Source organism: Streptococcus sp. HMSC063B03, from assembly GCF_001836965.1.
In the GTDB taxonomy this organism is placed as follows: Bacteria; Bacillota; Bacilli; order Lactobacillales; family Streptococcaceae; genus Streptococcus; species Streptococcus pneumoniae_F.
Genome location: NZ_KV831064.1, coordinates 166,979 through 179,399, shown reverse-complemented (window position 1 = coordinate 179,399; position 12,421 = coordinate 166,979). Strand labels below are relative to the sequence as shown.

At 39.4% G+C, this 12,421-nt stretch carries 12 protein-coding genes; 1 reads left to right on the top strand and 11 read right to left on the bottom strand.

The genetic code is table 11. From position 1 onward, the window contains the following. Positions 1-311 precede the first annotated feature (311 nt). From tatA to efeO, 5 genes are read right to left on the bottom strand one after another with little or no spacing between them, the layout of a single operon-like run. Entirely contained in the window at positions 312-482 is a 171-nt protein-coding gene (gene tatA, locus HMPREF2628_RS09465) for a twin-arginine translocase TatA/TatE family subunit (protein WP_000512113.1), read from the bottom strand. Next, complete coding sequence (tatC, locus tag HMPREF2628_RS09460; protein WP_070843003.1) at positions 466-1,197, bottom strand: twin-arginine translocase subunit TatC; 732 nt, start codon at positions 1,195-1,197, stop codon at positions 466-468. The genes tatA and tatC overlap by 17 nt, the downstream gene beginning before the upstream one ends. Then, positions 1,198-2,886: an FTR1 family iron permease gene (locus HMPREF2628_RS09455; RefSeq protein ID WP_070843002.1), complete on the bottom strand. Its 1,689-nt coding sequence runs from the start codon at positions 2,884-2,886 to the stop codon at positions 1,198-1,200. After that, positions 2,861-4,075 (bottom strand): iron uptake transporter deferrochelatase/peroxidase subunit, encoded by a 1,215-nt coding sequence (gene efeB, locus HMPREF2628_RS09450; protein WP_049491771.1) that lies wholly within the window; start codon positions 4,073-4,075, stop codon positions 2,861-2,863. The genes HMPREF2628_RS09455 and efeB overlap by 26 nt, the downstream gene beginning before the upstream one ends. A 5-nt stretch (positions 4,076-4,080) precedes the next feature. After that, positions 4,081-4,953 carry an iron uptake system protein EfeO gene (gene efeO / locus HMPREF2628_RS09445; RefSeq protein ID WP_070843001.1) on the bottom strand — a complete coding sequence of 291 codons (873 nt, stop codon included), beginning with the start codon at positions 4,951-4,953 and terminating at the stop codon, positions 4,081-4,083. A gap of 186 nt (positions 4,954-5,139) precedes the next feature. Between efeO and HMPREF2628_RS09440 the strand changes: the two genes are divergently transcribed. Then, on the top strand, positions 5,140-5,439 hold the full coding sequence (locus HMPREF2628_RS09440; protein ID WP_000981526.1) for a YbaB/EbfC family nucleoid-associated protein: 300 nt from the start codon (positions 5,140-5,142) through the stop codon (positions 5,437-5,439). Positions 5,440-5,608: 169 nt separating this feature from the next. Here the strand turns inward: HMPREF2628_RS09440 and HMPREF2628_RS09435 are convergent, their stop codons facing one another. From HMPREF2628_RS09435 to pfkA, 6 genes are all read right to left on the bottom strand, one after another. Next, on the bottom strand, positions 5,609-6,469 hold the full coding sequence (locus HMPREF2628_RS09435) for a methionyl aminopeptidase (RefSeq protein ID WP_070843000.1): 861 nt from the start codon (positions 6,467-6,469) through the stop codon (positions 5,609-5,611). Positions 6,470-6,484: 15 nt separating this feature from the next. Then, positions 6,485-7,762, bottom strand: coding sequence for a CBS-HotDog domain-containing transcription factor SpxR (gene spxR / locus HMPREF2628_RS09430; protein WP_000033822.1), 1,278 nt, complete (start codon positions 7,760-7,762; stop codon positions 6,485-6,487). Further along, positions 7,755-8,306 (bottom strand): GNAT family N-acetyltransferase, encoded by a 552-nt coding sequence (locus tag HMPREF2628_RS09425; protein WP_070842999.1) that lies wholly within the window; start codon positions 8,304-8,306, stop codon positions 7,755-7,757. The genes spxR and HMPREF2628_RS09425 overlap by 8 nt, the downstream gene beginning before the upstream one ends. 15 nt (positions 8,307-8,321) lie before the next feature. Next, the gene (locus tag HMPREF2628_RS09420; RefSeq protein WP_049491775.1) at positions 8,322-9,581 is read right to left on the bottom strand and encodes a UDP-N-acetylglucosamine 1-carboxyvinyltransferase; all 1,260 of its coding nucleotides are present in this window, start codon (positions 9,579-9,581) and stop codon (positions 8,322-8,324) included. A 219-nt stretch (positions 9,582-9,800) separates the two neighbouring features. Beyond that, on the bottom strand, positions 9,801-11,306 hold the full coding sequence (gene pyk / locus HMPREF2628_RS09415) for a pyruvate kinase (RefSeq protein WP_004259601.1): 1,506 nt from the start codon (positions 11,304-11,306) through the stop codon (positions 9,801-9,803). Positions 11,307-11,362: 56 nt separating this feature from the next. Continuing rightward, a complete protein-coding gene (pfkA, locus tag HMPREF2628_RS09410) occupies positions 11,363-12,370 on the bottom strand; it encodes a 6-phosphofructokinase (protein ID WP_000820863.1) in 1,008 nt (335 codons plus the stop codon). Between the last annotated feature and the right edge of the window lie 51 nt (positions 12,371-12,421).

The following is a 12,421-nucleotide window of genomic DNA, read 5'->3' as shown; positions in this document are numbered from 1 at the left end:
AAAACTTATTCTCTCTATTATACCACAATCTAGTCCTATCATAAAAGAAATACTAGTCATCCCGTTCTAGAATAGGAGGATTAAGCAGTTCCATTATTCAAAGAAACTAGTCCATTTCTAGTAGTGACTAGGAATTCAATAGTCATTACTAATAAATGGCTGTGAAATTTTAGAGTTCTTCAGAATAATATAGTTTTCTTAAAAAAAGCTTAAATTTATATTTTCTTAATACAAGAAAAAGCTAGGAAATGCTAAATTGTCAGATAGAGACACACTTCCTAACTTCTTATTTTTAGTAAAACTCACAAGTCTTACTCTTCCTTATCTTGATTTTCAGTTCCTTTAACTGCTTTTTTAAATTCAGATAGCATTTTACCGATTGACTCGCCTAGTTCAGGCAATCGTTTTGGTCCAAAAATCAAGAGAGCTCCTAAAACGATGATAATCAATCCTGGTGCTCCGATATCACGTAAGATTCCCATTTTTCTCTCCTTTCTGCTTGCGTTTCATAATGTGTTTGCTGATAGCAATACTCAACTCATAAAGTAAAATCAAGGGGGCAGTCATTGCCAAATCGCTGACAAAGTCAGCTGGTGTTAAGATGACTGCAAGTACCAATAAGATAAAATAGGCATATCGGCGATAAGTAATCAATAATTCTGGCCCAATGAGTCCAATCGACGTCAAAAAGGCAATGATAACCGGCAATTCAAAAATCAGGGCCAAGGGCAAGGTCGTTTGAAAAACAAAGGACAGATAATTTTGGGCGGTTAACTGTGTTTCAAATAGTCCTTCTCCTATCCCTAATAAAACCTGAAGTAAGGCTGGTGTTACAAAGTAAAAACCAAAAGCCAGTCCAACTAGAAAACAAAGGAAACTAGCTGGAATATAGGCAAAAATTGCTCTAGCTTCTTCCTTTCTTAAACCAGGTTTGATGAAAGACCAAATATGATAAACTGTATAAGGTAGGGTAATGGTAAAGGCCATCAGACTAGCCAAACGTATGTAAATCCATAAAATATCATTTGGCCCTAAAACAATCAACTTTTGCTGAAAAGATTGGGTTACATACTGGTAAATCTGGTCTGCAAAAAGCAGAGAAACACAGAAAACCAAAAAGAAACAAATGACCACTGCCAATAATCTCTTTCTAAATTCTACCAGATGTTCAACGATTGTCAATTCTTTTCTATCCATCTATTTTTCACCCTGTCTGAAAGTGACAATCAAAACGATAACAACAAAGATTAGCTGGCTAACCAAACCTTCCCAACTTGGATAAATTCCAAGCAGGTCAATCGTTGGAAATCCTGTCAGCAAGTGATTTGGCGCCATATTTGTCAACTGAAGAGCATGGATACTAACTCCCAGCATCTTGAAGGCTAGGGCATAAATCATCCAAGTCAGGATAAAGAAGACCTTATGTGGCAGGAAGAATTGACTGGCCTTGTTCATCACGATGGCAATAACTACCAGAACCAGCAAGGCAAGTGAAATTCCCAAGACAAATTCAAAACTGGAAATTCTTGGTAAAATCCCAACATAAAAAAGAATGGTTTCTGCTCCCTCACGGAAAACAGCTAGAAAACTGAGGGCAAACATAGAAATAAAGGATCCTGTCTTGGTCACTGTTTCCATTTGTGACTCCATAAAGGCATTCCATTTTTTGACTGAAGATTTGCTATGAAGCCAGATTCCAATCACAATCATCATAGCTACCGCAAAAATCCCAACTGCTCCTTCGATGATTTCACGATTGGATCCTGATGTTACTGCTGGAAAGGCAATTTGCGGGATGAAAGCAATGACAAGACTTGCCATGATTCCTGTGATAGCACCACCATAAACCCACTTGAGCCCTTTTCGCATCTTGGCTGCTTTCAAGGTTGTTACCAAGGCCATAACGATTAAGAGAGCCTCTACACCTTCTCTTAGAAGAATCAGCATGGCATCAAAGGCATTGTAACGTGCGCTGGTATCAATTTGTGATAAATCTGCAATCAGTTTTTCTAATTTTTCTTGGTATTCCTTTTCGCTTCCCTTGACCATAATCACAGGGCTTTCGCTTTCCACTCGTGCATAGAGGGATGGATTGGTCGTGCTGACAGAACCCTCAATCGTTGGCCAGATAGTGATGAATTCCTTCATACTAGCTGCTCCTGCTGCTTGGTCACCAGCTTGGAATTGTTTCAAAGCCTTTGTCAAAAAGGCAATGCCGTCTTTGAGAGTCAAATCCGAAGATGTTGCTGCTACTTCTTTCCCAGTTACAAAATCATCAATGGCCTTTTTTAAGTCTTCAAAGGAAGTCTGGATGGAGTTAAAATCTGTAGGTTCGGTTTCTATGCTACTACGCAGGAAGGAAATAGCTGTTTCAACACGGCCATAATGGGCTGTACTATTGTCACGAACCACACTTTCATTGATGGTCCAAGTGGAATTCATTTTCTTAAAGGCTTCTCGCACTTTTTCCAAATCTTTAGAAGCAATGGCTTGTCCCAAGGCTTCAAAACGAGGACTTAGACGGTTTACCAATTTTTCCTTTTCCGCATCTAAGTCAATAGGATTTTGTTCTTTTTCAAAAGCTAATAGGGCTGCAGAAAGTTCAGTGAGTTTTTCTTCAGTAATCTCACCTGATTGAGTTAACTTTTCCTTAACAACCTTACCAGCTTCAGAATTGCTGTCTTCTACTCTTTCAAAGTCTGTTGCCATCTCCTTAACGAGTTTCTGGGCTTCAGACTGATCACCATTTTTTACTGCTTTAGACGCATCAGTGATTTTCACAAAGTAAGAACTCAAGCTTTCTTGGGCACCTACTGGGGAAAGAATTAAAAGTGACAAAGCTAAAACCAAGAACCAGCTTTTAACCTTCCAATAATTTCTGACCAATGTAGCCTCCTTTCTCCACACCACCAAAGCAAGCAAAGAGTCCACTACCGATGTGAGTGATATATTCATTCATCTTATCTGTAGCACCTAGATTGGTTTGAACTTTAACAAAGTTATCAGGATCCTTCTGGAAAGAAATGAAGAGCAAGCCTGTATCAAACTGGCCAGTTTTTTCATCAATCCCATCAGAGTATGAATAAGAACGACGCAAAAGGGGCTTATCCACTTCCTTAGCCAAACGAACATGCGAATCATCTGGCAAAAGACTCAAATCCACTTCATCAAACTCGTTCTTCTTACCAAAGGGGGCACCACTTTCCTTATAACGACCAAAGGTATTTTCTTGTTCTTCAAGACTAGTGCGATCCCAGGTCTCTAAAAACATCTGAATCCGACGAACTGCCATATAAGAACCATTTTCCATCCAGTCCTTACTATCAGCCCAGATAACGCGGTCAAAGTCTTTCTCCTTGGTTGGATTTGCTGTTCCATCCTTAAAACCAAAGAGGTTACGTGGAGTCTCCATTCGATCACCGATCGCTGCAAATCCAGACTGACTCCAACGAAGGGTCACGGCATTTCTGCCCTTACGGATGAGATTGCGAATAGCATGAAAGGCAACTTGCTCATCATCTGCACAAGCCTGAATCACAATATCTCCACCAGTATATTTTTCACGTAATTGCTCTTTAGGAAAAGGCGGTAAATCCCTGAACACTTGAGGACGCTTGCTTTCTAAGTTCATCTTTTTCAAGAAACTGGCAGACACACCAAAAGTCAGCGTCAGACGATGAGGATTGAGCCCGACTGTCTCACCAGTATCGCTCGGAGGCAAGAGAGCATTCTGGCCATCTTTTTTGACCAGCTCTCCCTCAACCAACTTGGCACTATAATCTGTCCAATCCTTGAACAACTGGATAATTTTATCCTTATCCGTCGTGTGCAAGTCCAAGACAACAAAATAGATGTTTTTTTGCATGGGCGTACTAATCCCAGCTTGATGCTTGCCATAAAAAGCAATTTTTTCATTTCCGTACGAGATTTTTTCCTGACTTCCTAGCTTAGGTGCGAAAAAAGCAGAAGCACCAGAGAGCCCTAGCGCTAAACCAGCTCCTCCAATCCCTGCTTTTTTTAGAAATTCTCGACGGTCCATTTTCTTCTCAAAAAACTTTTCGTCTTTTTCAGTCATGACTCTTATTCTCCACTAAGAAATTTACCCATTTGTGATAGAGGTTCACCAAGTTTTGTCACAGCTTCTGACAATTCTTTGGTATCTTCTTTTGTCAAATCAGTATAGAGTTTGTAGTGTTCCTTGTCGGTCATGTGTTTGTCCAACAAATCATTGACAGACTTGAAGTCTGCTTCCAATTCTTTAACTAGGTTAGCGTCTGATTTTTCAAGCAAAGGTTTAAAGAGTTGGAAAATCTTCTCAGCTCCCTCGATATTGGCACGGAAGTCATACAAGTCTGTGTGAGAATAAATTTCCTCTTCACCTGTAATCTTGCTTGTCGCTACTTCGTTAAGCAAGTCAACTGCTCCAGTCAACATGACCTTGTAGTCCACATCCACAGTTGCAATCTTAGCTTTCAATTCCTTGATATCATTGACCAACTGATCCCCATAGCTTTCAGTTCCTTTAGTGGTATTATCTTCCCAAAGGATACGCTCGATACGGTGGAAACCTGACCAACCTTCCTCTGTCTTGTTTTCGTCCATGTAGTCTGCCAAACGGAAGTCAATCTTGACATCTGACTCACCAAAACTTTCAGCAATCGGTTCTGAACGCTCATAAGACATACGAATCAGTGGATAAACCTTCTTAGCTTCTTCTAACTTACCTTCTTTCAAAAGTTTGACAAAACCTTCTGTATCTGTCAACAGTTTATCGATTTGCTCTTGCACAAAAGTCTTATAGTCAGCAGTGGCCTTATCAAGCATTTTCTGCTTGTCTTCAGACAAGGCTGTCACCTTAGACGAATCACTCGTATTGCTTGGCTTAGATTGGTTGTTAGCACAAGCTGTCAATAGTAAGGCTGAAGATAAAAGAACAAAACCTAGTTTTTTCATTGTGTACTCCTATTGGTTCAGGAAACCTGAATTAATTTTACGTTTCATTATACCATGTTTTCACTCATTTTTCAATAAATTTTCAGACAATTTAATGTTGAGTAATTTATACTAATAATAGACTTTTAACCTCAAAATTGATAAAATAAAAAGGAAAATAATTGGAAAAGGAAACTATATATCACCATGATGAACATGCAAAACATGATGCGCCAAGCACAAAAACTTCAAAAACAAATGGAACAAAGTCAAGCTGAACTTGCGGCTATGCAATTTGTCGGCAAATCTGCTCAAGACCTTGTCCAAGCGACCTTAACTGGAGATAAGAAAGTTGTCAGCATTGACTTCAATCCAGCTGTCGTTGACCCAGAAGACCTTGAAACTCTTTCTGATATGACCGTTCAAGCAATCAACTCTGCTCTTGAACAAATCGATGAAACTACCAAGAAAAAACTGGGTGCTTTCGCTGGGAAATTGCCATTCTGAGCATAAGAAAAAAGCTCCATAATATCTGTAGATAAGTCTCCTACAGATATTATGGAGCCTATTTTGTTGTCTTCAAAAGCCTGAAAACATCAATACAATGCGTTTATTTTATATGAAAAGATCTACTGAATTTTTCAAAATAAACTTCCAGTAGTCTTTTCACTTTTTATTAATAAGTTCCTTCTTCACCTTGACTAGTCAAGATAACTGGTCCATCTTTAGTAATCACGAATTGGTGTTCATATTGACAAGATAAACCACCGTCAATGGTCTTATGCGCCCAGCCAGTTTTCATATCTGTATCAATTTCCCAATCACCTGTATTGATCATTGGTTCAATGGTCAATACCATTCCTTCACGGAGACGAAGCCCACGACCAGCAATACCATAGTTAGGAACCATTGGTTCTTCGTGCATGGTTGGACCAACACCATGACCAACCAAATCACGTACTACACCGTAACCACGACTTTCAGCGTATTCTTGAATAGCTGCACCAATATCACCAATACGATTTCCAACAACAGCTTGCTCGATTCCCTTGTACATAGCTTCTTTGGTTACATCCATCAAGTTTTTCACTTCTTCGGACGGCGTACCAACAGCATAAGCCCAACATGAGTCTGCTAGGCCACCAGAGTAGCTCTGGGTGTATTTTTTCATTTGCTTCACATTGTTGAAGTTTAGTTTTGAGACATTCAGGTCAGATTTCGCAATAGGACCTCCCAAAACCATATCAACCTTGAGCAAATCACCATCTTTCAAGATATAGTGACGAGGGAAAGCGTGAGCTACTTCATCGTTAAGAGAGCAACAAGTAGCATAAGGATAGTCCATTATGGCACCGTCAACCCCAATCTGAAGTGGAAGGAAATTTTCTTCCTTACAACGACGGCGAACGTATTCTTCAACTTCCCACATATCTACCCCAGGCTTAATCAAATCACGCAAGCCGATATGAATACTTGCTAGAAAATCACCGGCCTTATCCATAGCTTCAATTTCACGAGCTGATTTTAATGTTATCATTTTTTCTCCTAGTTTCTAATTAATTTTAACGGTTACATTTGCTTTTGAAACAATCTGATGCCCATGATAAATATCGTAATCAATAATAGCTGACCGTCTCGTATGATGGATAATGCGTGCTTGAATGCGCAATATATCATCTATCTGAACAGCCTGCAAAAAGTAGATTAGCATCTGCTCGATAATGAGATTGCGACCACTATTAACAACCAAATCTTGAGTCATATGGGTCAGAATTTCTGCCAATACTCCATTAGCCAAAACACCGTTCTTCTCTAGCATAAAGGGTTCCACTGTAATCACTACTTCATCATGGTGATAAGAAAGTTTTTGACCAATCTGCTCAGAAAAAGTTGGTAGAGCCGAAACTTGGGAACGACTCATCTTCTCCATGACATCTCGTCTGGTTACAACCCCAAGCAAGGTTTGATTATTACGAACAACTGGTACCATTTCAAAATCTTCAGCAATCATCCGTTGACTCACATTGGCAATATTTGTAGATAATCCAACTAAAAATAGACTACGAGACATGACCTTATCAATTGTTGTACTTGGTGACTTATCACCAGCATCTCTCATAGTAACAACCCCAACAACAACCTGATGTTGATTAATAACAGGGAAACGACTACTACGATTCTTACGTACCAAGTCCAAATAATCTTTAACAGTGTCAGTCTCTCTCAAAAAACCATACTCATGACTCGGACGGTACAGTTTCTCAACTGTCAAAATATCTGTTTTGATTTGAACATTTGACAAGGCTTTATTGATCATGGTCGCAACGGTGAAAGTGTCATGTTTGCTTCTTAAAACAGGAATTCCTTTTTGATTAGCCAGTTTAATCACATCATCATGAACCTGAAATCCACCTGTCACAAGAACGGCATTTTCATTTTCCAGCGCTAATAATTGAATACGAGTCCGGTCTCCGACAATCAAGAGTCCCCCATCATGAAGGTAGGACAGGATATTTTGTTCAGTCATGGCACCGATTGAGAACTTGCTAAATTCTCTCTCTAAACCTTCTTGACCAGCCAGAACCTCAGAAGAAGTCACTTCAGCAATTTCAGCAAAAGTTAATCTCTCTATAGCAACTTTCTGAGATTTAACACGGATAGTACCACTTCTTGGGCGAGTCTCTACAATTCCACGGTTTTCAGCTTCCTTGATAGCGCGGTAGGCCGTTCCATCACTGACTCCCAGATGATTGGAAATACTACGAACACTGACTCTTTTACCAACAGGTAATTCTTCCAAATAGCTTAGAATTTCTTGATGTTTACTCATTAAATTCTCCCTTTACAAAGCGAAACTCAAGATAATCTCGCATTTTTCTTGTATAGCGATCACTTCCCTTAAACTGACGGAACAAACTAAATCCAGCCTTAAGAGCAACCTTTTGGCTAGCTTCGTTTTCGAGATGGGTTATGATGGATAATTGTTTTAAACCAAATTCTTCAAAAGAAAGTTGGCAAAGTTTTCTAACAACCTCTGTCATAAAGCCTTGGGACCAAGCATCTTTTCTCAAAAAATAACCAAGTTCTGCTTCTTTTTTAATTTCATCTAGCTTTTCAAACTTAATTGAACCAATCATTTTTTCAGTTTTCTTGTCACAAATAGCCCATACACCTAAAGGAGACTTCATAAAATAATTGGCCAGTGCATATTGACTCTCTTCCAAACTAGCTTGACTTGGAAAAATGAATTGTAAATTTTCTGGATTTGAAGCTATATCATGGAAGTCCTTACTATCACTAAAAAAGAAAGGACGCAAATACAAGCGATCCGTTTCAAAAAAAGAAAACATTGCTAATTTGGTCCAAATATTCATAAACACCTCTACGGTTTATTCTTCAACAAGTGTAATATCTGCTCCTAGATTACGTAATTTTTCAATAATATCTGAATAACCACGTAAGATGAACTCAATATTTGTGATTTCAGTTTTACCTTCAGCCATCAAACCAGCAATAACAAGTGCTGCCCCAGCTCTAAGATCAGTAGCTTTTACATTTGCACCACGTAAACTACGTCCACCAGTATATAAAATATGGTCGTTTGTAGTCGTAATATCCGCGTCCATCTTTGCTAGTTCAAAAACATGGTTTACACGTTTCTCATAAATAGTATCAATAATGGTACCACGTCCCTCTGCTGTTAACAAAAGAGGAGTAATTGGTTGTTGCAAGTCAGTAGCAAAACCTGGGTAAGGAGCTGTCTTAATATTGATTGCTTTCAAATTAGACTGTTCTTCGACGAAAATACTGTCTTCAGATACAGTCATTCTCACACCCATTTCTTCCAACTTAGCGATGAATCCTTCTAAGTGTTCGTATAATACATTGTTGATACGAATTCCCTTACCAACTGCTGCAGCTAAGGAAATGTATGTTCCCGCTTCGATACGGTCTGGAATCACCTGATGGCGCGTTCCATGTAATCTGTCAACACCATCAATAATGATAATATTGGTTCCAGCACCACGGATATGGGCACCCATATTATTCAAGAGAGTAGCAACGTCAATAATCTCAGGTTCACGGGCTGCATTTTCAATAATAGTACGCCCATTTGCTTTAACCGCAGCAATCATCGTATTAATCGTCGCACCCACACTAACCGTATCCATGTAGATACTTGCGCCGTGAAGTCCTGTATCTTTGGCAGATAACTTCATATTATCTCCCTCATAGCTAACAGTAGCTCCCATTGCTTCAAAAGCCTTAAGATGTAAGTCAATAGGACGTGGTCCCAAATCACATCCTCCAGGTAAACCAACTGTAGCTTCCCCAAAGCGACCTAAAAGACTTCCATAAAAATAATAAGATGCACGAAGACTATTGATTTTCCCATAAGGCATTGGAATATTTTGAACACCTCTTGGATCAATCTCTAACACATCGTCATAACGCTTAACGGTAGCGCCCATCAATTCCATAATTTCGACAAGACTAGCAACATCCGAAATATCTGGAACACAATCCAAAGTCACAACATCATCTGCCAAGATAATAGCTGGAATCAAAGCTACAACACTATTTTTTGCACCACTAATGGTAATCTCACCTTGCAGGGGCAAGCCACCATTGATAACAATTTTTCTCATTTTAAATTTTTAATACTCTTTCAAAATTTCTAAAAAGGTCCTACGTTAAAGTATACCATAATTTCACCTTTTTTTCCATCATTTTCAATTATATTAGCTGAATCGTATTTGTATTAACTGGCCTTTTTTAAAAAGTTTTGCCCCTTATTTGCCCCCTGCTACAAAAAAACCTATCATACAGGCTAGAAAGCTTGATATGATAGGCTTTTTTCATTTTAATTAACGTACTGTACGGATACGCATTGTGTTTGTACGTACAGCTTCTCCAACTGGTACACCAGCTACGATAACGATATCGTCACCAGATTGTACAAGACCTGCTTCAACTGCTTTACGTTCAGCAATTTCGAACATATCATCAGTTGATGATGGAGCATCTGTCAACATTGGGATAACACCCCAGTTCAACATCAATCCACGTTCTGTCAATTCGTCGAATGTCAATGCCAAGATGTCAGCATTTGGACGGTATTTAGAGATCAAACGTGCAGTGTGACCTGTCTTAGTAAGAGTTACAACCAATTTAATGTCCATTGAGTTAGTAGCATCTTTAACAGCTGAAGCCATTACTTCTGTCTTAGAGTTACGTTCAAATGAATCTGAGTTCAAACGTCCGTATTCGTTAAGAAGAGTCTGAGCGTTCTTGTCGATTGTAGCCATTGTAGTTACTGACTCAAGTGGGTATTTACCGTTTGCAGACTCACCTGAAAGCATTGTTGCGTCAGTTCCGTCGATAACAGCGTTGAATACGTCTGATACTTCTGAACGAGTTGCACGTGGTTTTTCAGTCATTGTTTCAAGCATGTTTGTTGCAGTAATAACAACTTTACCTGCAGCATTGACTTTCTTGATAATCATTTTTTGGTAAACTGGAACCATTTCGAATGGTACTTCGATACCCATGTCACCACGAGCAATCATGATACCATCAGCAGCTTCGATGATTTCATCCAAGTTGTCGATACCTTGTTGGTTTTCGATTTTAGCGAACAATTGAACGTGTCCGTTTCCAGTTTCTTTACAGATTGCACGAACTTCGTTCACGTCTTTTGCAGTACGTACGAATGAAATCGCGATGAAGTTAATTCCTTGTTCAAGACCAAAGCGGATATCGTCGTTATCACGTTCAGCAAGAGCTGGGAAAGGAATTTTAGTGTTAGGGATGTTAACACCTTTTTGTTTAGCAATTACACCATCGTTTTCAACTTCAACTTCAAACTCACGAGTTGCGTCATCTTTAGCAACCACACGAAGACCAAGTTTACCATCGTCAACCAAAACTTGACGACCAACTTCAACATCATCATAGATGTCAAGAGCACCAGCAACGTTCAATGCAATCACATCACGAGTTGATTTGATTCCTTGTTTAGTAGCAACACGGATTTTTTCACCAGTTGTGTAAGAGTACTCTTTTGCATCTCCTTCAAACAATTCAGTACGGATTTCTGGTCCTTTTGTATCAAGAAGGAAACCAACTTTTTTACCTGCAAGTTTTTCAGCAAGTTTAACAGTTGCCATACGGTCACCTTGCTCTTGGTGGTCACCGTGTGAGAAGTTGAAACGGAATGTGTTAGCACCAGCTTCGATCAATTTAGCAATGTTTTTAGCTGAAGCTTCAACATCAAGTTTTTCACCCCAGTATCCGTCATCACCAAATTTTTTACCACCACGGATTTCAACCGCAGGTCCCAAAGTTGCAACGATTTTTACACGTTTGTTCATGATTTTTGTGACTCCTTTATATATGACCTTTTTGGTCTTATTAACTAAATTATAAATTATGACAAGCTCTTATTCAAGCTAGATAGCTCAAGGTCAGCTTTATGTGGGTTGTTAACCACAATCTTACCATCTGCAGTAAGGCTAAACAATGCTCCTTCTTCTGCAGTTCCAAGAATTGGGTTTTCAACCATTTTCTCATTACGGATACCAACCGCAACACCACCGATACCTTCTTTAAGAAGTTTAACGGCATGTGCACCCATACGTGATGCCAAAACACGGTCACGCGCAGTTGGAGAACCACCACGTTGAATATGTCCAAGTTCTGTCACACGAAGGTCGCTTGTATCTCCAGCTTCTTTAAGTTTTTGACCAAATTCAGCTGCTGACATCACACCTTCTGCCAAGACGATGATATTGTGTTTTTTACCACACTCGTATCCACATTTAATGCTTTCTACGATATCTTCAATCTTGAATCCTTCTTCAGGAATGATGATTTCATCAGCACCAGTTGCAATACCAGCCCAAAGAGCGATATCACCTGCGTTACGACCCATTACTTCGATAACAAATGTACGACGGTGACTTGATGATGTATCACGAATCTTATCGATAGCATCCATAGCAGTAGTAACCGCTGTGTCAAAACCGATTGTGAAGTCAGTACCAACAATATCGTTATCGATTGTACCAGGAAGACCGATAGCTGGGAATCCATGTTCAGTCAAACGCATAGCGCCGTGGTAAGATCCATCACCACCGATAACAACTACACCTTCAATTCCGTGTTTTTTCAATTGCTCAATCCCTTTAAGTTGCCCTTCAAGTTGAGCGAACTCTGGGTAACGAGCAGAGTGAAGGAAAGTACCACCACGAGAAATGATGTCTCCTACTGAAGCCGCATCTAGGGGATGAATTTCACCAGCAACCATACCAGCATATCCATCATAGATACCAAATACTTCCATTCCTTCTGAAATTGCTTGACGAACAACTGCACGGATAGCAGCGTTCATACCAGGGGCGTCTCCACCACTAGTCAAAACAGCAATACGTTTCATATTGGTTATGCTCCTTTTTCTTTTAACATTCTTACTGATTATATCACATTT

Bases quoted from the DNA above. Each gene is read 5' to 3' on its own strand.
- tatA (WP_000512113.1), bottom strand. From the start codon at position 482: ATGGGAATCTTACGTGATATCGGAGCACCAGGATTGATTATCATCGTT.
- tatC (WP_070843003.1), bottom strand. From the start codon at position 1,197: ATGGATAGAAAAGAATTGACAATCGTTGAACATCTGGTAGAATTTAGA.
- efeB (WP_049491771.1), bottom strand. From the start codon at position 4,075: ATGACTGAAAAAGACGAAAAGTTTTTTGAGAAGAAAATGGACCGTCGA.
- efeO (WP_070843001.1), bottom strand. From the start codon at position 4,953: ATGAAAAAACTAGGTTTTGTTCTTTTATCTTCAGCCTTACTATTGACA.
- HMPREF2628_RS09440 (WP_000981526.1), top strand. From the start codon at position 5,140: ATGATGAACATGCAAAACATGATGCGCCAAGCACAAAAACTTCAAAAA.
- HMPREF2628_RS09435 (WP_070843000.1), bottom strand. From the start codon at position 6,469: ATGATAACATTAAAATCAGCTCGTGAAATTGAAGCTATGGATAAGGCC.
- spxR (WP_000033822.1), bottom strand. From the start codon at position 7,762: ATGAGTAAACATCAAGAAATTCTAAGCTATTTGGAAGAATTACCTGTT.
- HMPREF2628_RS09425 (WP_070842999.1), bottom strand. From the start codon at position 8,306: ATGAATATTTGGACCAAATTAGCAATGTTTTCTTTTTTTGAAACGGAT.
- HMPREF2628_RS09420 (WP_049491775.1), bottom strand. From the start codon at position 9,581: ATGAGAAAAATTGTTATCAATGGTGGCTTGCCCCTGCAAGGTGAGATT.
- pyk (WP_004259601.1), bottom strand. From the start codon at position 11,306: ATGAACAAACGTGTAAAAATCGTTGCAACTTTGGGACCTGCGGTTGAA.
- pfkA (WP_000820863.1), bottom strand. From the start codon at position 12,370: ATGAAACGTATTGCTGTTTTGACTAGTGGTGGAGACGCCCCTGGTATG.